Source organism: Mangrovibacter phragmitis, assembly GCF_040429585.1.
In the GTDB taxonomy this organism is placed as follows: Bacteria; Pseudomonadota; Gammaproteobacteria; order Enterobacterales; family Enterobacteriaceae; genus Mangrovibacter; species Mangrovibacter phragmitis.
Window position 1 is genome coordinate 5532926 of record NZ_CP134782.1, and the last position, 26403, is coordinate 5559328.

At 50.0% G+C, this 26403-nt stretch carries 20 protein-coding genes and 1 riboswitch; of the genes, 7 read left to right on the forward strand and 13 right to left on the reverse strand.

Annotated elements, in window-relative coordinates:
* Positions 1 to 74: 74 nt before the first annotated feature.
* Together murI and btuB are read right to left on the reverse strand one after the other, a co-directional pair.
* A complete protein-coding gene (gene murI, locus MPHASIOC01_RS26525) occupies positions 75 to 941 on the reverse strand; it encodes a glutamate racemase (protein WP_064596100.1) in 867 nt (288 codons plus the stop codon).
* Positions 886 to 2754 (reverse strand): TonB-dependent vitamin B12 receptor BtuB, encoded by a 1869-nt coding sequence (gene btuB / locus MPHASIOC01_RS26530; protein WP_082917839.1) that lies wholly within the window; start codon positions 2752 to 2754, stop codon positions 886 to 888. The genes murI and btuB overlap by 56 nt, the downstream gene beginning before the upstream one ends.
* A gap of 68 nt (positions 2755 to 2822) precedes the next feature.
* A riboswitch (cobalamin riboswitch) is annotated at positions 2823 to 3027 on the reverse strand.
* 115 nt (positions 3028 to 3142) lie between these two features.
* Here btuB and trmA point away from each other — a divergent pair.
* Positions 3143 to 4243, forward strand: coding sequence for a tRNA (uridine(54)-C5)-methyltransferase TrmA (gene trmA / locus MPHASIOC01_RS26535; protein WP_353613616.1), 1101 nt, complete (start codon positions 3143 to 3145; stop codon positions 4241 to 4243).
* Between the two features lie 63 nt (positions 4244 to 4306).
* Here the strand turns inward: trmA and MPHASIOC01_RS26540 are convergent, their stop codons facing one another.
* Both MPHASIOC01_RS26540 and fabR read right to left on the reverse strand, forming a co-directional pair.
* Positions 4307 to 4660 carry a YijD family membrane protein gene (locus tag MPHASIOC01_RS26540; protein ID WP_064596105.1) on the reverse strand — a complete coding sequence of 118 codons (354 nt, stop codon included), beginning with the start codon at positions 4658 to 4660 and terminating at the stop codon, positions 4307 to 4309.
* 10 nt (positions 4661 to 4670) lie between these two features.
* Positions 4671 to 5309, reverse strand: a complete 639-nt coding sequence (gene fabR, locus MPHASIOC01_RS26545; RefSeq protein WP_064596107.1) for an HTH-type transcriptional repressor FabR — start codon at positions 5307 to 5309, stop codon at positions 4671 to 4673.
* Positions 5310 to 5503: 194 nt separating this feature from the next.
* Here fabR and sthA point away from each other — a divergent pair, with 194 nt between their 5' ends.
* Positions 5504 to 6904 (forward strand): Si-specific NAD(P)(+) transhydrogenase, encoded by a 1401-nt coding sequence (gene sthA, locus MPHASIOC01_RS26550; RefSeq protein ID WP_064596109.1) that lies wholly within the window; start codon positions 5504 to 5506, stop codon positions 6902 to 6904.
* Here sthA and oxyR read toward each other — a convergent pair.
* The 5 genes from oxyR to argC form a co-directional block, all read right to left on the reverse strand.
* Positions 6887 to 7804 carry a DNA-binding transcriptional regulator OxyR gene (gene oxyR, locus MPHASIOC01_RS26555; RefSeq protein ID WP_353613617.1) on the reverse strand — a complete coding sequence of 306 codons (918 nt, stop codon included), beginning with the start codon at positions 7802 to 7804 and terminating at the stop codon, positions 6887 to 6889. The two genes, sthA and oxyR, sit on opposite strands and share 18 nt — an antisense overlap.
* Before the next feature lie 290 nt (positions 7805 to 8094).
* Positions 8095 to 9468, reverse strand: a complete 1374-nt coding sequence (gene argH / locus MPHASIOC01_RS26560) for an argininosuccinate lyase (RefSeq protein ID WP_064596113.1) — start codon at positions 9466 to 9468, stop codon at positions 8095 to 8097.
* Positions 9469 to 9554: 86 nt separating this feature from the next.
* Complete coding sequence (locus MPHASIOC01_RS26565) at positions 9555 to 10772, reverse strand: argininosuccinate synthase (RefSeq protein ID WP_353613618.1); 1218 nt, start codon at positions 10770 to 10772, stop codon at positions 9555 to 9557.
* A 70-nt stretch (positions 10773 to 10842) separates the two neighbouring features.
* On the reverse strand, positions 10843 to 11619 hold the full coding sequence (gene argB / locus MPHASIOC01_RS26570) for an acetylglutamate kinase (RefSeq protein ID WP_353613619.1): 777 nt from the start codon (positions 11617 to 11619) through the stop codon (positions 10843 to 10845).
* A 14-nt stretch (positions 11620 to 11633) separates the two neighbouring features.
* The gene (gene argC, locus MPHASIOC01_RS26575) at positions 11634 to 12638 is read right to left on the reverse strand and encodes an N-acetyl-gamma-glutamyl-phosphate reductase (protein WP_064596116.1); all 1005 of its coding nucleotides are present in this window, start codon (positions 12636 to 12638) and stop codon (positions 11634 to 11636) included.
* Positions 12639 to 12829: 191 nt separating this feature from the next.
* Here argC and argE point away from each other — a divergent pair, with 191 nt between their 5' ends.
* From argE to MPHASIOC01_RS26590, 3 genes are all read left to right on the forward strand, one after another.
* Positions 12830 to 13981, forward strand: coding sequence for an acetylornithine deacetylase (gene argE / locus MPHASIOC01_RS26580; protein WP_353613620.1), 1152 nt, complete (start codon positions 12830 to 12832; stop codon positions 13979 to 13981).
* A 302-nt stretch (positions 13982 to 14283) separates the two neighbouring features.
* Complete coding sequence (gene ppc, locus MPHASIOC01_RS26585; RefSeq protein ID WP_064596117.1) at positions 14284 to 16935, forward strand: phosphoenolpyruvate carboxylase; 2652 nt, start codon at positions 14284 to 14286, stop codon at positions 16933 to 16935.
* Positions 16936 to 17111: 176 nt separating this feature from the next.
* Positions 17112 to 18206 (forward strand): glycerol dehydrogenase, encoded by a 1095-nt coding sequence (locus MPHASIOC01_RS26590; protein ID WP_353613621.1) that lies wholly within the window; start codon positions 17112 to 17114, stop codon positions 18204 to 18206.
* 56 nt (positions 18207 to 18262) lie between these two features.
* Here MPHASIOC01_RS26590 and metF read toward each other — a convergent pair whose 3' ends face one another.
* The 3 genes from metF to metB all read right to left on the reverse strand — a co-directional run bounded on the left by metF (position 18263) and on the right by metB (position 22988).
* Entirely contained in the window at positions 18263 to 19153 is an 891-nt protein-coding gene (gene metF / locus MPHASIOC01_RS26595; protein WP_064596120.1) for a methylenetetrahydrofolate reductase, read from the reverse strand.
* A 239-nt stretch (positions 19154 to 19392) separates the two neighbouring features.
* A complete protein-coding gene (locus MPHASIOC01_RS26600) occupies positions 19393 to 21825 on the reverse strand; it encodes a bifunctional aspartate kinase/homoserine dehydrogenase II (RefSeq protein ID WP_064596122.1) in 2433 nt (810 codons plus the stop codon).
* Between the two features lie 2 nt (positions 21826 to 21827).
* Positions 21828 to 22988, reverse strand: a complete 1161-nt coding sequence (gene metB / locus MPHASIOC01_RS26605) for a cystathionine gamma-synthase (RefSeq protein ID WP_064596124.1) — start codon at positions 22986 to 22988, stop codon at positions 21828 to 21830.
* A gap of 294 nt (positions 22989 to 23282) precedes the next feature.
* On the opposite strand from metB, the gene metJ reads away from it, so the two are divergent.
* Positions 23283 to 23600 (forward strand): met regulon transcriptional regulator MetJ, encoded by a 318-nt coding sequence (metJ, locus tag MPHASIOC01_RS26610; RefSeq protein WP_064596126.1) that lies wholly within the window; start codon positions 23283 to 23285, stop codon positions 23598 to 23600.
* Positions 23601 to 23676: 76 nt separating this feature from the next.
* Here the strand turns inward: metJ and rpmE are convergent, their stop codons facing one another.
* Positions 23677 to 23889 (reverse strand): 50S ribosomal protein L31, encoded by a 213-nt coding sequence (gene rpmE / locus MPHASIOC01_RS26615; protein ID WP_036115851.1) that lies wholly within the window; start codon positions 23887 to 23889, stop codon positions 23677 to 23679.
* A 204-nt stretch (positions 23890 to 24093) separates the two neighbouring features.
* Between rpmE and priA the strand changes: the two genes are divergently transcribed.
* Positions 24094 to 26289 (forward strand): primosomal protein N', encoded by a 2196-nt coding sequence (gene priA, locus MPHASIOC01_RS26620; protein ID WP_064596284.1) that lies wholly within the window; start codon positions 24094 to 24096, stop codon positions 26287 to 26289.
* Positions 26290 to 26403: the final 114 nt, after the last annotated feature.

Below are 26403 nucleotides of genomic sequence, written 5' to 3' on the forward strand. Positions count from 1 at the left end.
TGGTGGCGCATTATAGGGACTAATCTCTCGCTGGCAAGCTCTGTTTTGCAAAAACTTTATCAACCGTTGCTTTTTTACTCAATTGGAGGCAAAAGCGGCAAAACCTCAAGCTTTTGGAACCCATAACGAGATAAAACGGGCATTAAACAGGCAGTTTCAGGCGTGAGTGCCATACAGTAGGCAATATTCTCATCCGTTGATTTTGCATCTGGCGCTTCATGCTCTAATAGCCAGGCGGTTCTTCTTGCTATTGCCGCACCAGAATCAATCAAACGCGTGCCTTCCGGTAATACCTGGGCCAGTTCTTCTTGTAATAAAGGGAAATGTGTACACCCGAGCACAACAGTGTCTGGCGGCTCAGCCATTTTTAACCACGGGCGCAAGATATGGCGCAGTTCATCAAGGGATACCGGTTGTCCATGTAATTTATGTTCAGCCAGTTCAACCAGTTCGGCAGACCCCAGCATTTCAATACGGCATTCATGAGCGAAACGGTCAATCAGTTCACGCGTATACGCCCGGCGGACTGTGCCACGAGTTGCCAGTAACCCCACAACCCCGTTTGCGGTCAGGCGCGCGGCTGGCTTAATAGCAGGAACCACCCCCACTACAGGGAAAGCGAATTTTTCACGTAATGCGGGCAGAGAAACAGTACTTGCGGTATTGCACGCAATAACAGTCAGGGCAAGCGGAGTGCGTTTCTGGACGGCAGTAACAATGCTGACGACACGCTCAACGACAAACTCTTCACTTTTTTCACCATAAGGAAAAGCAACGTTATCGAAAGCGTAGATGTAATGGAGATCCGGAAGAAGATGCCGGATCTCATCATAAACCGATAACCCACCGACTCCGGAATCAAAAACCAGAACGGAGGGTCTTGCATCAGAAGGTGTAGCTGCCAGACAAGTAGTACTCTCGTCCTGCAGTTTGGTAGCCATAAGCTGTCTCGTAATTTTTATCGAACAGGTTTGCTATTTTACCACGAACTGTCAGATGAGAGGTCACTGGATACGATGCAGCAATATCAACCGTGCTATAACTCGGCAAAATTTGTTGTGACGGATTGTAGTCGGACGAATTATTGTCATAACGTTTTCCATAGTACTGCCAGGACACATCCATACCGACATCAAACATCGTCCAGTCCAACTGGTATTTAGCCTGCCGTTTAGCACGACGAGCAAGAACCTCACCATTCTGGTCATTACGAGGGTCCATATACTGTAGCGTTACACGGTGGGTAAAAATGCCGGTATCAACACTACCAGTCCATTCAATGCCTTTTATTGTTGCCGAATCAATATTGGCATAGGCACCGTCATAGGTTACCGGGTCAGTGTAATAGGTAATGAGGTTACGAATTTCTTCGCGATATGCTGACAAACGCCAGTCAACAGGCCCGCTTAACCCTTCCAGGCCAAACTCCCACTGGCGAGATTCTTCAGGCTTGAGGTCAGGGTTTGCAGCAATGCCAAAACGAGTGGAACCAAACTCTTGACCAAGCGAAGGCGCCAGGAACGCAGTACCATAAGAAACAGATGCACGATACCCATCAACGAATTCCCACCCTAATGCACTTTGCCAGGTGCTATGCCAGCCAAGCTGCTCATCATGATCGCTACGCCCGGATGCTTCAAGAGTAAAATCTCCAACTTGCTGCTGCCCGGTCAGGTAGATACCGGTGTTATCTCGCTTATAAGTGTCAGAAACTGTGGTATCTGAAGAACGCAGGCGCTGTTGTTGCCAGTCAACACCAGCACTCACTGAACCGTGCCCAACGACAATATTATTTCCCCATTGAATATTGCGTTGCTCAATTTGGTCCAAAGAGGTGCCATCGTTATAACGCCCATAAATACTGCTGTAATTGTAATCTTTTTCTTTCTGGTAGCTGGCAATAAGTTGCGAAGAGTATATCCCTGAGTTGAAGTGTATCCCTGCATCAAAAGAGCGGCTATAAAGCTGTTCTTCATCCGCACTGTATGCCGCACTATATGGCGCACTACCTAAATCGTAATCTGTGTTATTGCTATAGCCATAACCACGAATAAAACCATCAAGATTCTCGTTGAACTGGTGCTGTAAGCCGCCCCAGAAAGACTTACTACGCCAACCATCACGGTCATTATCATGAGACCAGGTTGAGCCAGGCTGCACATTAAAGCCTTTAGTACTCTGATATGAGCCGGCAAGTGTAGCAACTGTATTATCAAAACGTTGGCGCCAGGCACCATCATACTGCTGAAAGCCTTTTGACCCCGTCCCTACATTAATTTGAGATTTTGCATTGTCATCCTGGGTAATAATATTAATTACCCCGCCAATTGCACCAGAACCATAAACCGATGACCGTGGCCCACGTATATATTCAATACGTTGAACCAGAGATAGTGGAATTTGGTTGAAATCAACAGTATTGGAAATTCCTGGGCGAACTACCGGAACACCATCAATCAAGACCAGAACATGGCTGGCACTGGTTCCCCGAATAAACATAGAAGAAGTTTGCCCCATACCACCGTATTGAGCGATATCCACACCGGGTAAGCGACGCATCACATCATTTAGTGTTTTCGCCTGCCATTTATTAATTTCTTCTCTTGTAATGACTTCAGTCGGTGCCAGCACACTACTCACAGGTTGCTGAAAACGGCTGGCCGTTACAACCATAGTATTTGATTGATTGTCTTGCGACCAGGCAGAAAAAGCCGTGACAGAAGCGGCTGTCAGCAGCGAGAGTTTTTTTATCATCATTAAAATAAGCATCCGGAGATTCTTAAGGATGCCGCAGGCTCACTCTATAGCACGCGATGAGTGATCAATTGCGACGTGTATCCGGCAGGTCTTCGGGCTTAATGGTTTTTCCAGGATGAAAACTTCCCACCTGAATTCTGTTTAATGCAGAAAATAAGCAGTGTTTGCGATAAACGCTATCATCCAACCAACTATTACCGCTGCGCGTCAGCTCCAGATTTACACTGGATTCCCTTTTAACTCATGGAGGCCGGAAAATGCATGCTACATTCGCCCTATATAGATGTCCAGACTTCCGAAAATTGAATTTGATAATAACGAGGCTGGACAATACGCCACCATTCCCTACAATCCCCCGCGTAATTTCTTATTCAGGACAGCAGGTATGACCCCCGAACATCTCCCGACAGAACAGTATGACGCTCAACTGGCTGAAAAAGTGTCTCGCCTTAAAGCGATGATGGCCGCTTTTGCAGCGCCTGATGTAGAGGTGTTTCGTTCACCGGCCAGCCACTACCGCATGCGGGCCGAATTCCGGGTCTGGCATGAAGGTGATGATCTTTACCATATTATTTTCGACCAACAAACCCGCCAGCGCATTCGGGTAGACAGTTTTCCGGCAGCCAGCGAACTGATTAATGCACTGATGGTTGCCGTTCTGGATGCCGTGCGCGCTCAACCTGTGCTGCGCAAAAAGTTATTTCAACTGGACTACTTATCCACATTGAGTGGTCAGGCAGTTGTCTCTTTACTGTATCACCGTGCACTGGATGACGACTGGCGCGCGGCAGCAGCGCAACTGCGCGATACCCTGCGAGCACAAGGTTTCAATGTGCATCTGATTGGGCGCGCAACAAAAACAAAAATCACGCTCGACCAGGACTTTGTGGATGAAACGCTGCCTGTGGCCGGGCAACCAATGGTTTACCGCCAGGTGGAAAATAGTTTCACCCAGCCAAATGCCGCCATGAACATTCAAATGCTGGAATGGGCACTGAACGTGACTAAAGGCGCTACAGGGGATTTACTGGAGCTTTATTGCGGTAACGGGAATTTTTCACTGGCACTGGCACGTAACTTCGACCGGGTACTCGCAACCGAAATCGCTAAGCCGTCCGTAGCAGCGGCACAATACAACATTGCGGCAAACCATATCGATAATGTACAAATTATCCGGATGTCTGCAGAAGAATTTACCCAGGCAATGCAAGGTATCCGGAAATTTAACCGACTGGAAGGCATTGATTTACAAAGCTATCACTGTAATACCATTTTTGTCGATCCGCCGCGTAGCGGATTAGATAATGAAACACTTAATATGGTGCAGGCTTACCCGCAGATTTTATATATTTCCTGCAACCCGGAAACCTTATGTAATAACCTGCAAACTCTTTCCAGAACACACCACATTTCACGCCTGGCACTGTTTGATCAGTTCCCTTATACCCATCATATGGAATGTGGTGTATTGCTTAGCAAAAAATAAACGCTATCAGCACACCAATAAAAAAGGCGCATCTGCGCCTTTTTTATTATCTGTAACAACACATTAGTTGTCTTCGCGGCGAGCGCGGAGTTTGTAGAAAATCCAAAACAGCAGCACCACAGACAGCACTGATGGCAGGAAATTGGAACCAATTGATGGGTATTCAGCACGCACCACAGCACTGTATACCAGCACGCCCAGGATAAAACAGGCAGCGGCAATCCCCGGCAACCCTTCAGGCATTGTTCGGTTTTGGTAACGCTGATGCAGGCAATACACAGCCAGTACCAGAGATATTATGGGAAACAGGGAAAATGGTACAATTGAACTAAACAGCGCTGAACATGCGCCATTAATGGACAAACCGGCGATGAGCGCCAGTAGCAGAGTCGCTTTTTCTTGACCAGATTGTTTCATTGCTCGTCCTTCACTCTTCAGAATGTTGTGCCATCTTTTCTTGTTCGCGGCGATACCAGTAGTAGGCCCCTTTAGAAATCATACGCAACTGTAACACCAGCCGCTCTTCAAGTTGCCGCCGTTGTTCTATATCGACATCCAGAGCTTCAGCACCCGCACTGAACACAATCGTGACCATTGCTTCTGCCTGTGCCTCTGTAAATGACCGCGGCATACGATTTTCGAGTTCTAAATAATCCGCAAGTTCCGCAATAAAATGTTGGATCTCGCGTGCAACGGCTGCCCTGAACGCAGCCGAAGTTCCCGAACGTTCCCGGAGAAGAAGACGGAATGCATTGGGGTTGTTGCCGATAAACTCCATAAAGGTGGATACCGATGTCCGAATAACACTCCCACCACGGGCAATACGTTGCCTGGCCTGCCGCATCAACTGACGCAGCATAAGGCCACTCTCGTCAACCATCGTAAGGCCCAGTTCATCAACATCACGAAAATGCCGATAAAACGACGTAGGCGCAATACCAGCTTCACGCGCGACTTCACGTAAACTCAGGCTGGCAAAACTACGCTCAGCACTCAACTGGCTAAATGCAGCCTCGATTAACGAACGGCGAGTACGTTCTTTTTGTTGCGCTCTTACACCCATCATGGTCGCCTGAATCCTTCCACTCCTGTTGGCACTATACCAGAGAATCGAACCTGCTGACTTGCCCAGGATTGTGACTGATTGTTTATCTGGGCAATATTACGTCAGAATAAAATTCACCCAATCTATATTGGGTTATCTCCTCACAAATGTTACTATCATGTTGCTCTAACGTATAAAAACAGGTAAGCCTTACCATGCCACATTCCTACGATTATGACGTAATAGTAATTGGGTCCGGCCCCGGCGGCGAAGGTGCTGCAATGGGTCTGGTGAAACAAGGAGCCAGAGTCGCCGTCGTTGAGCGATATCATAATGTCGGCGGTGGATGTACCCACTGGGGAACTATTCCGTCGAAAGCGCTCCGTCACGCAGTCAGCCGTATTATCGAATTCAACCAAAACCCACTTTATAGCGACCACTCCCGACTTCTGCGCTCTTCCTTCGCCGATATTCTGAACCACACCGAGAGTGTTATTAGCCAACAAACCAGCATGCGCCAGGGCTTCTATGAACGTAACCACTGCGAGATTCACCAGGGCAATGCATCGTTTGTCGATGAGCATACACTTGAGCTCGAATATCATGACGGTACCATCGAGCAGATAACAGCAGAAAAATTTGTTATTGCCTGTGGTTCGCGGCCTTATCGCCCTCAGGATGTCGATTTTTCCCATCCACGAATCTACGACAGCGACTCCATCCTCAATCTTCACCATGAACCGAAGCATGTCATTATTTATGGTGCGGGTGTAATTGGTTGCGAGTATGCCTCAATTTTCCGGGGAATGAATGTCAAAGTTGACCTGATCAACACCCGTGACAGGTTGCTGGCGTTTCTCGATCAAGAGATGTCAGATTCGCTTTCTTATCACTTCTGGAATAGCGGCGTTGTTATTCGCCACAACGAAGAGTACGAACGAATTGAAGGTGTTGATGATGGTGTGATTGTCCACCTTAAATCCGGTAAGAAAGTCAAAGCCGATTGCCTGCTGTATGCCAACGGGCGCACGGGTAACACTGATTCACTGGCGATTGAAAATGTCGGGTTAGAAGCGGACAGCAGAGGATTGCTGAAGGTAAACAGTATGTACCAAACCGCACAGCCCCATATTTACGCAGTAGGGGATGTTATTGGCTACCCAAGCCTTGCATCCGCGGCCTATGATCAAGGACGTATTGCGGCTCAGGCCATTATTAAAGGCGAAGCATCCGCGCACCTGGTTGAAGATATTCCAACAGGCATTTATACCATTCCGGAAATCAGTTCGGTGGGTAAAACAGAACAACAGTTAACTGCAATGAAAGTGCCCTATGAAGTGGGCCGTGCACAGTTTAAACACCTGGCCCGGGCACAAATTGTCGGTATGAATGTTGGTACCCTGAAGATTCTCTTCCACCGCGAAACAAAAGAAATCCTGGGGATTCACTGTTTTGGAGAACGTGCCGCAGAGATTATTCATATCGGCCAGGCAATCATGGAACAGAAAGGTGGTGGTAACACGATTGAGTATTTCGTTAACACCACCTTTAACTACCCGACCATGGCAGAAGCCTACCGGGTAGCTGCGCTGAACGGCCTAAACCGCTTGTTTTAGCGCACTGTCGAAGTGACCAGCCATCTGTTTACGGATGGCTTCTGCCAGTTGCTCATAACGGCTGCGAAGCGGTGACCCGGGACGATATACCAGGCCAATGGTTCTGCGGGGTTCAGGTTTATAGCACGGCAGATAAACCACACCATCACGGCGTTTTTCGTGAGGTACCGCGAGGGCTGGCAGTAATGTAATACCGCTGCCAGCCGCAACCATATTACGCAGGGTTTCAAGGCTGGTAGCCCGGAAATGCGTGTCTTCATCGGCACCAGCTTCAAAACAGAACCCCATTGCCTGGTCACGCAGGCAATGCCCGTCCTCCAGCATCAGTAACTTCTCACCAGACAAATCGGACATGGGCACACGGTCACGATCCGCCCATGAATGCCCTTCATAAATGGCCAGCAACATCGGCTCATCAAACAATGGAACTTCAATAAAGGCTTCACTTTCCTTTACTAAAGCAAGGATAGCGCAATCCAGTTTTCCACTATCAAGCTGCGCAAGCAATTGATGGGTTTGGGCTTCATGCAGGTACATTTCCAGCTTTGGAAAAGCCTGGTGAAGCGCCGGAATAATGTGGGGCAGGAGATAAGGCCCTACTGTAGGAATCAGGCCGATATGCAATGGCCCTGACATTGTCTCTCCTTGCTGACTTGCCATTTCCTTGAGTACTTTCACTTCACGCAATACCGTACGTGCCTGGTCCACCAGCAATAAGCCTGCCTGAGTGAATAAGACTTTACGACTGGTACGCTCCAGCAACATCACACCCAGTTCATCTTCCAGCTTACGGATTTGTCCACTTAACGTAGACTGGCTGACATGGCAGGCATCGGCAGCACGACGAAAATGGCGGTGTTCGGCTAACGCGACTAGATATTCAAGATCACGAATATTCATTCATCTCCCTCCGGGGCCACGATAGCCCTTGGCGATAGATAGAATAGCAATCAGCGATTATCCCTATCAAGCATCTTTTGACATAATGCATCTCACAGCAGCAAAGCTCGTGAAATGACCCTCACTTATTGCTGCGACCAGAGATTCTCTCTGACATGAAAAAGCCAACGTGAACGTTTAGCGGACAGTAATGTCCGCTTTTTTTTGCCTGTTTAACACACCAGAGCTTTCCCTGGGCTGAGGTATAAAAAAGCCCGACCAAAGCCGGGCGCTAAAGGAGCAAACAAAGATTAAACTAAACGCTGCTTCGCTTCTGCTATTGCCTGCGTGACCTGTGCGGGAGAAACACCGCCTTTAGCGGCACGTTTATCCAGGCAAGATTGCAAAGATAAAATGGGGTAGACATCCTCACCAATACTGGTACTGAATTTTTGTAATTCCACCAGAGGTAAGGCTTCCAGCGCTTTGCCCTGACGAATGGCTTCAACCACCGCTTCACCTACAATGTGATGAGCTTCACGGAATGGCACACCTTTCGCAACCAGGTAATCAGCCAACTCAGTCGCATTCGCGTAACCCTGCTCTGCTGCTTCCTGGCAACGCGGGCGTTTCACCTGAATGCCGTCCAGTACCAGCGCCGCCATATGCAGGCAATCCAGCCAGGTATCCAGTGCGTCAAACAGCCCTTCTTTATCTTCCTGCATGTCTTTGTTGTAGGCCAGCGGTAACCCCTTCAGGGTCATCATCATGCCGGTCAATGCACCCTGAACACGGCCACACTTGCCACGAATCAGCTCCAGTGCATCCGGGTTCTTTTTTTGCGGCATCAACGAAGAACCGGAAGTAACACGGTCAGACAGTTCAACAAAACCGGCTTCGCCAGTATTAAAGAAGATAAGGTCTTCCGCGAAGCGCGACAAATGCACCATCCCAATAGATGCGTCAGACAGCAACTCCAGCACATGGTCACGGTCGGAGACACTGTCGAGACTATTGCGTGTCGCACTGGCAAAGCCGAGCCACCCGGCCAGTTGTTCGCGGTCAATCTCATAAGCAGTACCAGCCAGAGCACCACATCCCAGCGGGCTGACGTCAAGGCGCTTTAATGCATCCTGCAGGCGGCTTTCATCACGCGCCAGCATTTCGACATAAGCCAGGCACCAGTGAGCGAACGTAACAGGTTGTGCACGTTGCAAATGGGTATAGCCCGGCATAACGGCATCCTGATTAGCTTCAGCTGTTGCTACCAGCGCTTTTTGCAGCTCACGGCTGGCACTGAGCAGATAAGTAATCTGGGATTTACACCAGAGTTTTAAATCAGTTGCGACCTGGTCATTACGGCTACGCCCAGTGTGAAGTTTTTTACCCAGCTGGCCCACTTTCTCGATAAGTTTGCCTTCCACCCAGCTGTGAATATCTTCAGCATCACTGGTCAGAATCGCTTCCGGCGAAGCCTGAACTTCTTCCAGCAGAACGTTGAGTGCGGCTTCCAGTTGCAGTTGTTCATCTGCGGTCAATACACCAACAGTAACCAACGCTTTAGACCAGGCGACAGAACCTACAATATCCTGCTCAGCCAGCCGATAATCAAAGCGTAATGAGTCGTTAAACTGCTTAAACCGTTGATCCGCTGCCTGAGTAAAACGCCCGCCCCAAAGTGCCATAATCCGCTCCGTAATACATGAATCCTGTTTAAAAAAGGCCCCCATATTGCCCGTGTCTACGCAACATGGGGGATAAAACTAAAAACTTATTTCTTCTGTTCGTTCAGCGCACGAATACGTGAAGACAAGGAGAACAACCGAATGAAGCCACCAGCATGGCTGTGGTCGTAAACTTCATCTTCACCGAAAGTCGCAAACTCTTCGCTGTACAGGCTGTTGGGTGATTTTTTCTGAATAGCAGTTACCCGGCCTTTATACAGCTCCAGTACCACTTCACCATTCACTTCACTCGCCAGAGATTCCGCAGCTGCCTGCAAAGACTGGCGCAGCGGTGCAAACCAACGGCCGTCATAAACCACGTAGGACATTTCCAGGCCAACCTGTTCACGCCATTTGAAGCTGTCACGGTCCAGTACCAGCTGCTCAACAGCACGCAATGCAGCCATCATAATGGTGCCCCCTGGGGTTTCGTAGCAACCACGAGATTTAATACCCACCAGGCGGTTTTCCACGATATCAACACGACCAACGCCATGTTTGGAACCCAGAACATTCAGTGCTTCCAGGCATTTGAACGGGCTCATTGCTTCACCGTTCACAGCAACCACTTTACCGTGCTCAACAGTAATGGTGACTTGCTCTGCGGCATCCGGCGCTTCTTTCGGGTCAACAGTCCATACCCAGCAATCTTTATTCGGTGCATTCCACGGGCTTTCCAGCACGCCGCCTTCAGTAGAGATATGCCAGGCGTTTTCATCACGGCTGTAAATCTTTTCCAGAGAAGCGGTTGTTGGAATGTCGCGCTCTTTCAGGTATGCCAGCAATGCTTCACGGGAACGCAGATCCCACTCACGCCATGGAGCAATGACTTTGAGGCCAGGAGCCAGGGCAGCCCAGGCAGATTCGAAGCGAACCTGGTCATTACCCTTACCAGTAGCGCCGTGAGCCAGTGCATCTGCACCCACTTTTTTCGCCACATCCACCAGTGCCTTAGCAATCAGCGGACGAGCCATGGAAGTACCCAGCAGGTAGCTGCCTTCGTACAGTGCACCGGTTTGCAGTACCGGATAAACATAATCACGAATAAATTCTTCACGCAGATCCACAACGTGGCATTCAATCGCTCCGGAACGCAGCGCTTTTTGTTCAACCCCTTTCAGATCATCACGATCCTGCCCAATATCCACTACGCAGGCGACAACTTCGCAGCCCTGATAGTTTTCTTTCAGCCAGGGAATGATGGCGGAGGTATCCAGACCACCGGAATAGGCGAGAACAACTTTTTTGATGCCGTGATTTTGCATTTTCTTTTCCTTCAAGAGCGCATTAGGCCTGACCCTGCAGACCATATGGAGTCGTTAAACGTGTAGTGCGTTACGCAATGATACGGGTACCAATCGCAATACCATTGAATAGCGAGGGCAATTGCTCTGCATGGCGCCATGAGGCGATATCTACCGGGCGTCCAAGCGTACGAGCAGCATCCAGTGCAGCATTAACTTTCACAATCATCCCATCGGTAATAATGCCCTGAGCAATCAGTTGCTCCGCTTTTTCTGCTGTCATTTCGGCAATACGCTGGCCTTTACCATCCAGGATACCACTCACATCTGACAACAGGATTAAATCAGCGCCCAGGGTTGCAGCCAGAGCAGTGGCTGCCTGGTCTGCGTTCACATTCATCAACAGACCATCTTCTGTTATGCCAATAGAACTGACCACCGGGAGGAACCCACCGGCTAATAGTGAGTTCAACAAACGGTCAGAGCCCGGTTTTGCCAGGCCAACATGGCCCAGGGATGCGTCCAACTGAGTGACGGTCACACTACCACCATCCGCAAGGCACAGCCCTACAGCATCAATATGGTGTTTCTGAGCCCAGGCGAGCAATGTTTTATTTGCCGTACCGGCCAGTGCCCCAGTGATAATGTCTATCTGATCTGCCGGGGTAACCCGCAAGCCATTTTTTTTCTGCACGGGCAGAGCCAGTTTCTTCATTAATTCATCAACCAGGCAGCCACCACCATGGACGATAACCAGAGGGCGCTGGTGGGACTCGCGGTACGTAACCAGTGCAGCAAACAGGCGTTCCAGTGCTTCTTCACTATCCAGCAGAACACCGCCTAACTTAATAATTAATGGATTCATCATCTCACCTGATTGCTTTAAATAAGAGCCTGAGTCTCTGTAAAACCAAACCGAATATTTGCGCACTGCATCGCCTGAGCAGCTGCGCCTTTGAGCAGGTTATCTTCCGTGGCGACAACAATCAGATGCTGCCCCTGTACGGCAAAACCGATATCACAGAATGGTAAACCAACAACATTTTTCAGTGCAGGCACACCTTTCTCATAAAGCCGAACCAACGGCTTATCACCATAAGCCTGTTGGTACACCGCCGCAATTTGCTGCTGAGTAACCCCATCCTGCAAACGGCAGGTGATGGTTTCCAGGATGCCTCGTGGGAAGTTCCCCAGATGCGGGGTGAAAATAATATCCGCGCCAAGATGCGATGCGATTTCAGGCTGGTGCCGGTGGGTGAACACACCGTACGGCTGCAGGCTGACTTCGCAGAAACTGTTAGACAGTGACGCTTTACGCCCGGCACCACTCACTCCACTGGTGGCATTGATAACCGGCCACTGAGTGAGATCCAGCAGACCATTATCAATCAACGGTTTCAGCGCCAGTTGTGCGGCTGTTGGGTAACAGCCCGGAACAGCAATTAAATCAGCCTGCTTAATTTTGTCTGCCTGCCACTCAGCAAGGCCATAAACAGCGCTGTCGAGCAAATCTGGATGCTGATGAGTGAAACCGTAATACTGGGTATAGAACTCAGCATTATTAACCCGGTATGCCCCGGATAAATCAAACACCACACAACCCGCAGCAAGAAACTGCGGAGCCAGGTCATGGCTGACTTCGTGGGCCGTGGCGAGGAAAACGACATCAACACCTTGCGTAAATTCGCTAATATCAGACATAGGCTGAAGCGGCAAATCCACAATCCCTTTCAGTTGAGGGTGAAGACTTGAAAGTAACTTTCCTGCATCTGAACTTTGCGCAGACACTGTCAATGCGGTTATGTTCATATGAGGATGGCGATTCACATAGGAAGCAAGCTCTGCGCCGGTATAACCGCTGGCACCTACAATCAGCGTATTCAACATTGGGGTTGTATACCTTCTTTCCGTCATTTTTAACCTGGCTTCGGCCTCTGCCGGAACCGCGTATTACTGGTTTACTCTTTGCCCTGTAACAGCAGAGCAAGAAAAGATTCATTTCTGAGCAATGTTAATGTATTTTTATTCATTAATTTTGCATGATTATCTATACTATTGTGACCCAGGACATGTCAACAGTGAAGATGAAATTACCGCCTTTTATCGAGATATATCGAGCGTTGATAGCAACGCCATCTATCAGTGCAACCGAAAGTTCACTGGATCAAAGTAATGCTTCTTTAATCAATTTGCTTGCAGGCTGGTTTGGCGACCTGGGGTTCCAGGTTGAAGTCCAGCCAGTCCCTGGTACACGTAATAAGTTTAATATGCTTGCCCGTATCGGCCAGGGTGCTGGCGGGTTGTTGCTTGCCGGGCATACCGACACCGTGCCATTTGACGACGGCCGCTGGACTCGCGACCCGTTTTCATTAACTGAACACGACAATAAACTTTACGGGCTGGGCACGGCAGATATGAAAGGTTTCTTTGCCTTCATTCTTGATGCACTGCGTGATATCGACGTCACCCGCCTGACCAAACCGCTCTACATTTTGGCAACCGCCGATGAAGAGACCTCCATGGCCGGTGCTCGCTATTTTGCAGAAAATACACAAATCCGCCCGGACTGCGCCATCATTGGCGAGCCTACCTCATTGCAACCGGTGCGCGCGCACAAAGGGCATATGTCCAGCGCCATCCGGATCACCGGGCAATCAGGGCATTCCAGCGATCCCGCCAGGGGCATTAACGCCATCGAGCTGATGCACGATGCAATTAGTCATATCATGGCCTTGCGCGACGACCTGAAATCCCGTTTCCACCATGGTGCGTTCACCATTCCATATCCAACACTCAACCTGGGCCATATTCACGGCGGTGATGCATCCAACCGCATTTGTGCCTGCTGTGAATTACATATGGATATTCGCCCATTACCCGGCATGACACTGGATGATTTAAATGGCTTGCTGCAAGAGGCCTTATCGCCTGTAAGCAACCAGTGGCCTGGCCGCCTGGATATTTCCGAGTTACATCCACCAATTCCCGGTTATGAATGCCCGGTGAACCATGAGCTTGTCGCAGTGGTGGAAAAACTGCTCAATACACCAACAGAAGTCGTTAACTACTGTACAGAAGCACCGTTTATCCAAACCTTGTGCCCAACGCTGGTACTTGGCCCTGGCTCTATTAACCAGGCACACCAACCTGACGAATACCTGGAAACCCGATTTATCAAACCCACACAAGAACTGATAACCCAGGTTATCCATCATTTTTGTTGGCATTAAATCAGTGGTTAGACCAATTCACTCTTTTGTATCAGGCAAAAGAGTGAATTAGTAATATTTAACATTTTCGCGCGAAAATAATCGGTATTTCCGCGTGAAAGTGCTGGAAATCAGTGTAATTCCATAAGAATTACTTATCGGGAGCCAGCAATATTAAATTTCATAAATTCACCAAATTTACGTGTTTGCTGAAGCGATTTCGCAGCAATTGACGAATGGAAACTAACGTGGCTTTATAAAAGGCGGTGTTTAACCCGCCAGGGTGAAAATCAATTGCATTTAGATGGGGTGTCTGGGGTCATATGAACGAACAATATTCCGCTTTGCGAAGTAATGTCAGTATGCTCGGCAAATTGCTCGGGGATACCATTAAGGATGTTTTGGGGGAACACATTCTTGATCGTGTAGAAACAATCCGTAAATTGTCGAAGTCTTCCCGCGCTGGCAACGACGCAAATCGGCAGGAGTTACTGAATACTTTACAGAACCTGTCTAAAGATGAACTACTTCCTGTAGCACGCGCCTTTAGTCAGTTTCTGAATCTTGCCAACACAGCAGAGCAATTTCACAGCATTTCAGCCAATGGTGAATCAGCGAATAGCCCTGAAATTATTGCAAAAACAATTAAAAAGTTAAAAGCACAACCCAATTTAACTGAAGCTGCGATAAAAGAATCATTAGAATCTCTGTCACTGGAATTAGTGTTAACCGCGCACCCGACAGAAATTACTCGCCGGACACTTATTCATAAAATGGTGGAAGTGAATAATTGTCTTAAACAACTGGATCACAGTGATATTCCGGAATATGAACGTAATCAGATAATGCGCCGTCTGCGCCAGCTGATTGCCCAGTCATGGCATACCGATGAAATTCGTAAACACCGCCCGTCCCCGGTTGATGAAGCTAAATGGGGCTTTGCTGTTGTTGAAAACAGCCTGTGGGATGGTGTACCTGGCTATTTGCGTGAACTGAATGAACAGTTGGAAGAGCATCTTAACTACAAGTTACCTGTTGATTTCGTTCCGGTACGCTTCACTTCGTGGATGGGTGGCGACCGCGATGGCAACCCAAACGTTACCGCCGATATTACTCGCCATGTTTTATTACTCAGCCGCTGGAAAGCCACTGACCTGTTTCTGAAAGACATACAGGTGCTTATCTCTGAACTTTCAATGGCAGATGCCACACCTGAACTGCTTAAACTGGCCGGTGATGAACATAGTGAAGAACCTTATCGCCATATCCTTAAAGGGTTACGCAGCCAGTTAATGGCTACCCAGACCTGGCTGGAAGCCCGGCTGAAAGGGCAGAAATTGCCACGCCCACAAGGTTTGCTCACGCAAAACGAACAATTGTGGGATCCATTATATGCCTGCTACCAGTCACTGCACGCTTGTGGCATGGGTATTATTGCTAATGGTGAGTTGCTGGATACACTGCGCCGCATCAAATGCTTCGGTGTTCCACTGGTTCGTATCGACATTCGCCAGGAAAGTACCCGCCATTCAGATGCCATGGGTGAAATCACTCGCTATCTGGGTCTTGGCGACTATGAAAGCTGGTCTGAAGCCGACAAACAGGCATTCTTAATTCGCGAACTGAATTCCAAACGCCCGTTACTGCCTCGCCAGTGGCAACCAAGCGACGACACGCGCGAAGTGCTGGAAACCTGCAAAGTCATTGCCGAAGCGCCGCGTGGTTCTATCGCCGCTTATGTTATTTCCATGGCGAAAACGCCGTCTGATGTCCTGGCCGTACACTTACTGTTGAAAGAAGCGGGTATCGAATTTGCTCTGCCAGTCGCACCGCTGTTTGAAACACTGGATGACCTGAATAATGCCAACGATGTGATGACTCAGTTACTGAACATTGACTGGTATCGCGGGTTTATTCAGGGCAAACAAATGGTAATGATCGGCTATTCCGATTCTGCCAAAGATGCCGGTGTAATGGCCGCTTCGTGGGCACAATATCAGGCACAGGATGCCCTGATTAAAACTTGTGAAAAAGCAGGCATTGCATTGACACTGTTCCATGGACGTGGTGGTTCCATTGGCCGTGGTGGCGCACCAGCCCATGCGGCTTTGCTGTCTCAACCGCCAGGCAGCCTGAAAGGTGGTCTGCGTGTTACCGAACAGGGCGAAATGATTCGCTTCAAATATGGTGTGCCTGAAGTCACTATCAGTAGCCTGTCGCTCTATACCGGGGCAATTCTGGAAGCCAACCTGTTGCCGCCGCCAGAACCGAAAGCCAGCTGGCGCAACATTATGGACGAATTATCCGTACTTTCCTGCAATATGTACCGGGGTTATGTGCGCGAGAACAAAGACTTTGTTCCGTATTTCCGCTCCGCAACACCTGAGCTTGAACTGGGTAAATTGCCGCTGGGTTCCCGCCCGGCAAAACGTCGCCCTAATGGTGGTGTGGAATCCCTGCGCGCCATTCCGTGGATTTTTGCCTGGACACAAAACCGTTTAATGCTACCAGCATGGTTAGGAGCAGGTGCTGCACTACAGAAAATTGTGGATGATGGTAAACAGGACCAGTTAGAAAGCATGTGCCGCGACTGGCCATTCTTCTCCACACGCCTTGGCATGCTGGAGATGGTCTTTGCAAAAACCGATTTATGGCTGGCCGAATACTATGACCAGCGTCTGGTGAAACCAGAGCTCTGGCCTCTGGGCCAGGAACTGCGCAAACAACTGGAAGCTGACATCAAACTGGTGCTGGCTATTGCCAATGATTCCCATCTGATGGCTGACTTGCCATGGATTGCGGAGTCTATCACTCTGCGTAATATCTACACCGACCCACTGAATGTTCTGCAGGCTGAGTTGCTGCACCGCTCACGCCAGGCCGAGGCCGAGGGCAGTGAACCTGACCCGCGAATCGAACAGGCACTGATGGTGACAATTGCCGGGGTTGCGGCCGGGATGCGTAATACAGGTTAACCGGTTTAATACATAACTGTTCAGACTCGCGCTGGCGGGTAACACAGAAACCCGGAAGCATGCTTCCGGGTTTTTTATTCCGCAATTTACCGCCTTCAGCGCAATATTTTCCTGTTTCTGCCGCAGTAAACTGCCCATTAGCGCACTCCCATTGCACTTACCGTTGGAGGATTATCATGGACAGTATTACGGCATCACCCGGTAAATATATTCAGGGCCAGCATATTCTCAGCCGTGCCGGGCAATACCTGAAACCACTTGGGCAGCACTTTTTAGTGCTCGCAGACAGCTTTGTCGCCGATCTGGTGGAAGAGATGCTGCGCCGTACCTGTGAAGAGCATCAAATTGATGTGGAGTTCGCACTCTTTGGTGGCGAGTGTTCACAACCCGAAATTGACCAACTTTGTATACTGGCGCAACGAGCGGAATGCGATGCAATACTGGGGATTGGTGGCGGGAAAACGCTTGATACAGCAAAAGCCGTAGCTTGCCTGATGAAAAGCCCAATGGTCATTGCGCCAACAGTAGCATCCAGTGATGCCCCATGCAGTGCGCTGTCTGTTATTTACTGTGAGGATGGTTCTCTCGACCGTTACCTGCCATTACCTCATAACCCGGACCTGGTATTGGTAGATAGTGCAATTATTGCCGGAGCGCCACCACGGTTACTGGCCGCAGGTATTGGTGATGCCTTATCCACCTGGTTTGAAGCCCGTGCCTGTGCAAAAAGTGGCGCAGTGACCAGTGCAGGAGGCTTACCTGGCAGAGCTGCGCTGGCACTGGCTGAACTCTGCTACCGCACGCTCCTTGAATCAGGTGTCACTGCTGTCTCAGACGCACAACAACATAACGTCACCACAGCGCTGGAACGTGTTATTGAAGCCAATATTTACCTGAGTGGTATTGGGTTTGAGAGTGGCGGTCTGGCAGCAGCACATGCTGTCCATAACGGGCTAACAACCCTGCCGGATACGCAAAAAACACTGCATGGCGAAAAAGTCGCGTTTGGTACACGGGTGCAGTTAATACTCGAAGATGCTCCACAGGAAGAACAGGTAGCAGTACTGAATCTGTGTCACAAATCAGGTTTACCCGTCACGCTGAGTGAATTAGGTATTACACAAGGGGTTGAGGAAAAAGTCCGCCAGGTAGCACAGGCCAGTTGCCAGCCAGAAAGCCCAATGCACAACATGCCGGGCAAAATAACACCACAACAGGTGTTCGACGCCATCTTGCTGGCAGATGAACTTGGCCGCATGGCATCATCATAACCCGGCGCTTTCTCCAGCCAGGGAGTTACACACCACCTGGCTGATACAAGAGCAAATTAACCCGCCGGGCGCACACCCAGTGTATGACAAATGGCATAACTCATTTCAGCCCGGTTAAGGGTGTAGAAATGGAAATCTTTCACCCCTTCCCGGCTTAAAATTTTCACCATATCCATCGCAATGCTGGCACCCACCAGCTTACGGGTTTCTGGATCATCATCCAGCCCGTCAAACATCGTCGCCATCCATTGAGGTACGCGTACATTAGTCATTGTGGCGAATTTCTGCAGTTGCTTGTAGTTACTGACGGGTAAAATGCCCGGCACAATTTCAACATCAATGCCAGCAGCGGCACAGCGGTCGCGAAAACGCAGGTAATTTTCCACATCAAAGAAAAATTGGGTAATTGCCCGATTAGCGCCCGCGTCAATTTTCCGTTTCAGGTTAATTAAATCAGCCTGAGCACTCTTTGCTTCCGGATGCACTTCCGGATATGCGGCAACAGAAATATCAAAATCCGCGACATCTTTCAGTAACGCGACCAGGTCAGCTGCGTACATATCCGGTTTCCCGCTACCTGGCGGCAGATCACCACGCAGCGCGACAATATGGCGAATCCCGTTATCCCAGTAATCCTGAGCAATGGATTTGAGTTCGTCGCGGGTGGCATCAATACAGGTTAAATGCGGCGCAGCCACCAGCCCGGTACGTTCTTTAATATCTTTAATGATGCTGTGAGTACGGTCACGCTCACCAGAGTTAGCACCGTAAGTAACAGAAACAAATTTAGGGCGCAGGCTGCTCAGCCGATCGATAGAGTTCCAGAGCGTTTGCTCCATTTCACTGGTTCGCGGCGGGAAAAACTCAAACGAGACATTAATATGCCCCTGAACCTCAGCCAGGCTCTGATTCAAAGCATCTCGCTGGTTGGCGTGAAAGAAACTCATACCTTACCTCATCACTCTTATCGCTGTTCTGTTATTTTTTACATCTATACGTTTAGACGTCCAGATGTAAAAATGAAGGAAAAGCCTCGCCCCGTCAACTGAAAAATTCTTGAGTAACAGGAATAATTATCAGCCAACATGAAAAAATTTCATGGATAAGTGATGATTTTTATACGCAGAAGGTGATGGCATACCGCCTTCAGGCCATCAGGCCCGAATAGCGGTATGAATAGCAGGATTTAAAGCAATTTTGCCAGGCGATTGATATCCGACTGAATGGCGCCAGCGGTAACATCCCTCCCGGCACCGGGCCCGCGAATCACCAGGGGATTATCCCGATACCAGCGGCTTTCAATAGCAAATACATTGTCACAGGGCAACAGAGAAGCTAACGGATGTTCCTGTCGTACCGCTTCCACACCAACCCGGGCTTTACCATTGGCATCAAAACGGGCTACATAACGCAATACCAGCCCCATCTCCTGCGCAGCTTCCAGGCGTTGCAACATTTGCTCATTCAGTGCATCACCATTTTCGAAGAAATAGTCGACAGAACCAGACTCACAACCAACCGGAACCAGTGATTCGACCCGCACCTGTTCAGGTTCAATGTCGTACCCGGCTTCACGCGCCAAAATCACCAATTTGCGCATGACATCCTGCCCCGACAGATCTACCCGCGGATCAGGCTCAGTCAGCCCCTGCTGCCAGGCCTGATCAACCAGATCGGTGAAAGGCACTGTGCCGTCAAATTGCAAAAACAACCAGGAGAGTGTGCCGGAGAAAATTCCACTGATCGCAAGGATCGAGTCACCACTGTCTCGCAAGTCCCGAACCGTATGGTTTACGGGTAAACCCGCACCCACAGTTGCGTTGTATAACCAGTGACGCCCTGTTTTCGCAAACGCATCGCGAATCAGGCGAAATTTATCGCTGGAACTGGCTCCTGCCAGTTTATTCGCACTAATGACGTGGAAACCGTGGCTGGCAAAATCCAGATACTGATCAGCCAGTTGTTCACTGGCTGTTACATCCAGCACCACCAGGTCATCGTACGGGTGTGCCCGCATCCATAAGAAAAGCGCTTCTTCATCCAGCTCTACAGCTTCATCGTTGAAGAAAGCCAGTGCCCGGCTGGCATCAAGCCCATCATAGCTTAACAAGCTGCGGCGGCTGTCCACCACGCCAGCCAGAATAAATTCAAACCCTGTCCGGGCAGATAATGATTCCTGCTCACGGGCAAATAACTCAAGCCAGCGAGAACCAATGTTGCCTTTTCCGAACAGCACCAGACCAATGCGCTTCTCGGCGCGGAACAAAGACTGGTGCAGCCCCTGAATCAGGTGTTCAGTTGGCCCGCTGCGGAGTACAGCAACCAGGCTGATGCCTTCATCCGATTGCCAGATAAACTCGACTGGCTGGTCTTTTAACTGCTGCCAGAAGCGGTGGCTGTGCAGAGGATTACGGCACACCCCAGCCCCTACCATCGCAACCAAAGCCAGCCCTTCACGCAGCACCAGCTCGCCTTGCGGCGCAATATCCTGTAATTGCTGCCAGGCACTGTTCACCACTTCCGAGGTATAGCACAGTTGCAACAGATGGCGGTCAGGATGCACACCAATAGCAAGAGGGCGAAGTTGAGCGCGTTTCAGCACCGTATCCACCTCTTTTTGCGCCTGGCGGAAATCTTGTTCCGGCGCCAACTGGAGTTCAATCAAACACACATCGTCGTGACTGGTCACAATACGTGCCCCAGTCCCCGAGGCTAATACTCGTTCAATACGCGTTGAGCCTTGCTCCGGGTTATAGCTACAACGCAACTGCAGGTCGATATCGCTGCCGGATACAGGCTGGAGTGTACGGGTATGCAGCACTGGCGCGGCAAGGCGAGCCAGTTCACTGGCTTCATCCAGGCGCAATAACGGCAGCAGGCAGGCATCACTCACCTTACGTGGATCCGCGCTATAAACGCCAGCCACGTCACTCCAGATAGTGACACGGGAAACCCCTGCCAGCGCACCAATTTGCGTCGCAGAATAGTCAGAGCCATTACGGCCCAGCAATACCGTTTCTCCGGCGTTGTTACGGCAAATAAAGCCGGTTACTACAATACGCTTGCCTGGATGCTGAACCAGGAGTTGTTGTAACAACGGATAAGACAGGCCTTCATTTACCTGAGGCTGTGCCGCACGTTCTGCCCGCATAAAATCGCGGGCGTCCAGCCAGGCGGCTTCCATCCCTTGCAACCTGAGGACCTCAGACATCAACCGGGCCGACCACACTTCACCATGACCGACAACCTCGGCATAAATGGCATCGGTGATTGTGCTGTCCAGCAATACAGCAAGACGCTCCAGATCATGAATAAAATCGGCAATCAGTACGTCGGCAATTTCGGCGGGCAGTAGCCCGCTAATCAGCTCGGTCTGATAACGACGTAGTGCTTGCTGCACCTGGTGAGCAGAGAGCCGGTCAGTCTGACTCAGTTTCAGCCAACTAATCAGCTGGTTGGTTGTGCTGCCGGCGGCAGATACCACCACTAAATCGCCAGGACAGGAATACTCTTCCAAAATTGTGGCCACCCGCAAGTAGCACTTCACATCGGCAAGACTGCTCCCGCCAAACTTATGTAACTGGCGGCCTGCGCCCCCTGCTGGTGCAGTAACACTCATACTTACCCCTCAGATGCAGCCCGGAATCCATTTTCCAGGTCAGCAATTAGATCGTCACCATCTTCTATTCCGGTTGAGATACGTAGCAACGTCTCAGAAATACCGGCCGCCGCACGCGCTTCAGCTGACATCCCGGCGTGGGTCATCGTCGCGGCATGGGAAATTAAGCTTTCAACCCCACCCAAAGATTCCGCCAGTGTAAAGAGAGAGAGGCCTTTGAGGAAGCGGCGTAATGTTTGTTCGTCACCATCCAGTTCAAAACTGAGCATCGCTCCAAATCCTTTTTGCTGGCGTACAGCAATATCATGCCCTGGATTTTCAGGAAGTGATGGGTGATAAAGGCGCTTAACCAGGGGCTGTTTTTTCAGATAGTCCACAATGGCAAGTGCATTGCGTTGTGCAAGTTCAACACGCGGAGCCAGAGTACGAATCCCACGTAATAGCAAGTAGCTGTCAAAAGCGCTTCCCGTTACCCCAATATTGTTTGCCCACCAGGCAAGCTCTGTCGCCATCTCAGCATCTTTGGCAATCACGGCTCCTGCCACAACATCAGAATGCCCGTTAAGGTATTTGGTACAGGAATGAACCACCAGGTCCGCGCCCAAAGCCAGTGGATTTTGCAACGCCGGGCTCAGGAAAGTGTTATCAACAACAGTGATTGCACCGACAGCTTTTGCCGCCTGGCAAATTTTTGCGATATCCACAACACGCAATAAAGGGTTGCTCGGGCTTTCTATCAGCACCAGTTTAGGCTTCTGTGACAGAGCCGATTCCAGCGCCGCTTCATCATTCTGGTCAACAAACTGTACGCGGTAGCAACCACGTTTGGCCATGCTGTCGAATAACCGATAGCTGCCGCCATAACAATCATGAGGCGCAACTAACAAATCACCAGGGTTCAGGAAAATAGCTGTTAGCAAATGAATGGCCGACATGCCAGTATTTGTCATTACTGCACCCGCACCACCTTCCAGTTCAGCCAGCGTACGCTGGACGACATCGCGCGTTGGGTTACCACGGCGAGAATAGTCATGCTCGCGTGGTAAATTGAAATCAGTGAAGTTATAAGTCGTGGAGAGATGAATCGGCGGCACAACACAACCGTACTGTTCATCATTGTTTAATCCGCTACGTACAGCAATTGTGGCTTGTTTGCGTGTCATGGTGAGTATCCCTGGCTGACACCTGAACCGGCAGGCGCGTAATACAGTAATCAGAAGACAGCCAACAGAGTAAACAGAGTTAACATAGACGTCAATACATCTGGACATCTAAACTTCTTTGCGTATAGATTGAGCAGAGCGCCAATAACCGTTAAACTTATACGCTTAAGATCTGGCACACAGCAACGCTGTCTAAAAACGTGCGAATCTGTGTACGGTAAAAATTTACTTTAATGGTCAGTTCCCGCAAGGGGTTGGGCCTTTTTTAATGACTGAGAGGACTAAAGGTATCTCATGGCTGAATGGAGCGGCGAATATATCAGCCCATACGCTGAGCACGGTAAGAAGAGTGAACAAGTAAAGAAAATTACGGTTTCCATTCCTCTGAAAGTGTTAAAGATCCTCACTGACGAACGTACTCGTCGCCAGGTAAATAACCTGCGCCACGCAACGAACAGTGAATTGCTGTGTGAAGCATTTCTCCACGCATTTACCGGGCAGCCGTTACCAGACGACAACGACCTGCGTAAAGAGCGAAGTGATGAAATTCCGGAACATGCAAAAGTAATTATGCGTGAGCTGGGGATAGACCCGGATACATGGGAATATTAATCCGGTGCAGCGTTATCATCAGATAACAGATGCAAAAAAGGCGCCTTTCGGCGCCTTTTTCGTGACAAGCAAAATATTACTTGCTGCCCGGAATACTGAAACGTTTGTTGAAACGTTCAACACGACCGCCGGTATCAACAACACGTTGTTTACCAGTGAAGAACGGGTGGCATTTACCACATACGTCCAGGTTCAGGTCGTGACCCACGGTAGAATGGGTTTTGATGACATTACCGCAAGAACAAGTTGCAGTAATTTCTACATAATTCGGGTGAATATCTTTTTTCATGGAAAACCTCAGGTCTAAGGCCGCGTCGCTCTTCCAGCCCTAACGCCAGACACCACGCGAAGTTGATAGTAATGGTTTTGAGTGCGAAATTGCACATCAAAGGCGGCGAATCATACAGAAATTAACCAGAGTATGCAAACTGATCCGCACACAACCGCGGTCACAGTGTACACTAGACTGCCTTTTTTTGCTTTGGAAGCGCTGATGCCCGTTGCCCACGTTGCTTTGCCCGTTCCACTAAACCGCACTTTTGACTATGCCATACCTGAAAATATGGTACTGGTAGCTGGCTGTCGTGTCACCGTGCCTTTCGGAACGCAAAAACGTACCGGTATTGTGGTCAGTATTGATGATACCAGTGAGCTTCCTCTGGCAGACCTGAAGACTGTGCAGGAAGCACTGGACAGCACACCGCTATACTCAGCATCTTTATGGCGTTTACTCCTGTGGGCTGCAAACTACTATCATCACCCGATTGGCGAAGTGCTGTTTCATGCCCTGCCCATCCCATTACGCCAGGGTAAACCAGCTCTGTTGTCACCTCAAAGTTACTGGTTTGCTACCGAACAAGGCATGGCAACTGACCTGAATGGGTTAAAACGTGCACCAAAGCAACAGCAGGCGCTGGCGGCTCTTCACCAGGGCCCGGTGCTACGCCAGCAGACTACTGAACTTGACCTGAACGACTCGGCTCTCCAGTCACTGCGCCGTAAAGGGCTGTGCGACATTCGCCAGGAAGAGCAAGCAAGTTCTCCGTGGCAAAATATGTTCACGCTCGCTCAGGACCGCCTGAGGTTGAATACCGAGCAGGCGATGGCGGTTGGGGCAATTCACGGTGACGATGACCATTTTACAGCCTGGTTATTGGCGGGTATTACCGGCTCCGGGAAAACAGAAGTCTACCTGAGCGTGCTGGAAAACGTGCTGGCACGAGGTAAACAGGCGCTGGTACTGGTGCCAGAGATTGGGCTGACACCACAAACCATCGCCCGTTTTCGCGAGCGCTTTAAGGCTCCGGTCGATGTGCTGCATTCAGGGCTGAATGACAGTGAGCGCTTAGCCACCTGGATCAAAGCCAGCCGGGGTGATACCGCGATTGTTATTGGTACGCGGTCAGCGTTGTTTACCCCATTTCGTAACCTGGGCGTTATCGTTATCGATGAAGAGCATGACAGCTCCTATAAACAGCAGGAAGGTTGGCGTTACCACGCCCGTGATCTTGCCGTGTGGCGGGCTCACAGTGAAGACATTCCCATTGTGCTTGGATCTGCCACTCCATCGCTGGAAACGCTGTATAACGTCCAGCAACGCAAGTATCGCCAACTTAAACTGACCCGAAGGGCAGGAAATGCTCGCCCGGCAATGCAACACGTTCTGGATCTGAAAGGGCAGTCACTTCAGGCTGGTTTATCTCCGGCACTGATTAACCGCATGCGCCAACACCTTGAAGCGGATAATCAGGTGATTTTATTTCTGAACCGCCGTGGATATGCCCCCGCTTTACTGTGCCATGATTGTGGCTGGATTGCTGAATGCCAGCGGTGTGATCACTATTACACCATTCATCAACGTCAGCGGCACCTGCGCTGCCACCATTGTGACAGCCAGCGTCCTATTCCTCACCAATGCCCGGGGTGTGGTTCAACCCACCTGGTACCCGTCGGCACTGGCACAGAACAACTGGAAGAAAGCCTTGCTCCGTTTTTTCCTTCCGTGCCTGTTTCCCGTATTGACCGCGATACAACCAGCCGTAAAGGCGCCCTGGAAAAACACCTTGAGGCGGTTCACCGTGGAGGTAAGAGGATCCTGATTGGTACCCAAATGCTGGCTAAAGGGCACCACTTTCCCGATGTCACCCTGGTCGCCTTACTGGATGTCGATGGTGCATTATTCTCAGCTGATTTCCGTGCCGCAGAGCGCTTCGCTCAGCTCTACACTCAGGTATCAGGGCGAGCCGGGCGGGCTGGCAAGCAAGGCGAAGTTATTTTACAAACTCACCATCCCGAACACCCTTTACTACAAATTTTGCTCGCAAAAGGTTATGACGCATTTGCCAGCCAGGCGCTGGCTGAGCGGCAAAAAGTCATGTTGCCCCCCTGGAGCAGCCATGTGCTTATTCGCGCTGAAGACCACAACAACCAGCTTGCTCCAGTCTTTTTGCAGCAATTGCGCAACCTGCTTCAGGCAAGCCCGGCGGCAGACCAACAACTGTGGTTACTCGGCCCGGTTCCGGCTCTGCAACCCAAACGTGGTGGCCGATTCCGTTGGCAGCTCTTGCTGCAACATCCTTCACGCGCTCGTCTTCAACAAGTGTTGGCCACTGCACTGGTTCTGGTTAACACACTGCCCGGGGCGAAAAAAGTAAAATGGATGCTGGACGTCGATCCGATCGAAGGCTAATTCGCCAGAAGAATGCGAGGAAGCTCCGAAAAGCAATACAGATCACACTTCAAATGAAAGAGTTGTAACAACTTGCTGCGATTATCTGATAAAAATGTGAACAGCATCAGATAA

What these genes read in the sequence shown, in the direction of transcription:
- MPHASIOC01_RS26590 (WP_353613621.1), top strand. Translation starts at nt 17,112, where the DNA reads ATGGACAGTATTACGGCATCACCCGGTAAATATATTCAGGGCCAGCAT.
- fabR (WP_064596107.1), bottom strand. Translation starts at nt 5,309, where the DNA reads ATGATGGGTGTAAGAGCGCAACAAAAAGAACGTACTCGCCGTTCGTTA.
- metF (WP_064596120.1), bottom strand. Translation starts at nt 19,153, where the DNA reads ATGAGTTTCTTTCACGCCAACCAGCGAGATGCTTTGAATCAGAGCCTG.
- MPHASIOC01_RS26540 (WP_064596105.1), bottom strand. Translation starts at nt 4,660, where the DNA reads ATGAAACAATCTGGTCAAGAAAAAGCGACTCTGCTACTGGCGCTCATC.
- metJ (WP_064596126.1), top strand. Translation starts at nt 23,283, where the DNA reads ATGGCTGAATGGAGCGGCGAATATATCAGCCCATACGCTGAGCACGGT.
- argB (WP_353613619.1), bottom strand. Translation starts at nt 11,619, where the DNA reads ATGATGAATCCATTAATTATTAAGTTAGGCGGTGTTCTGCTGGATAGT.
- MPHASIOC01_RS26600 (WP_064596122.1), bottom strand. Translation starts at nt 21,825, where the DNA reads ATGAGTGTTACTGCACCAGCAGGGGGCGCAGGCCGCCAGTTACATAAG.
- oxyR (WP_353613617.1), bottom strand. Translation starts at nt 7,804, where the DNA reads ATGAATATTCGTGATCTTGAATATCTAGTCGCGTTAGCCGAACACCGC.
- priA (WP_064596284.1), top strand. Translation starts at nt 24,094, where the DNA reads ATGCCCGTTGCCCACGTTGCTTTGCCCGTTCCACTAAACCGCACTTTT.
- murI (WP_064596100.1), bottom strand. Translation starts at nt 941, where the DNA reads ATGGCTACCAAACTGCAGGACGAGAGTACTACTTGTCTGGCAGCTACA.
- MPHASIOC01_RS26565 (WP_353613618.1), bottom strand. Translation starts at nt 10,772, where the DNA reads ATGCAAAATCACGGCATCAAAAAAGTTGTTCTCGCCTATTCCGGTGGT.
- btuB (WP_082917839.1), bottom strand. Translation starts at nt 2,754, where the DNA reads ATGATAAAAAAACTCTCGCTGCTGACAGCCGCTTCTGTCACGGCTTTT.
- metB (WP_064596124.1), bottom strand. Translation starts at nt 22,988, where the DNA reads ATGACACGCAAACAAGCCACAATTGCTGTACGTAGCGGATTAAACAAT.
- ppc (WP_064596117.1), top strand. Translation starts at nt 14,284, where the DNA reads ATGAACGAACAATATTCCGCTTTGCGAAGTAATGTCAGTATGCTCGGC.
- trmA (WP_353613616.1), top strand. Translation starts at nt 3,143, where the DNA reads ATGACCCCCGAACATCTCCCGACAGAACAGTATGACGCTCAACTGGCT.
- rpmE (WP_036115851.1), bottom strand. Translation starts at nt 23,889, where the DNA reads ATGAAAAAAGATATTCACCCGAATTATGTAGAAATTACTGCAACTTGT.
- argC (WP_064596116.1), bottom strand. Translation starts at nt 12,638, where the DNA reads ATGTTGAATACGCTGATTGTAGGTGCCAGCGGTTATACCGGCGCAGAG.
- argH (WP_064596113.1), bottom strand. Translation starts at nt 9,468, where the DNA reads ATGGCACTTTGGGGCGGGCGTTTTACTCAGGCAGCGGATCAACGGTTT.
- sthA (WP_064596109.1), top strand. Translation starts at nt 5,504, where the DNA reads ATGCCACATTCCTACGATTATGACGTAATAGTAATTGGGTCCGGCCCC.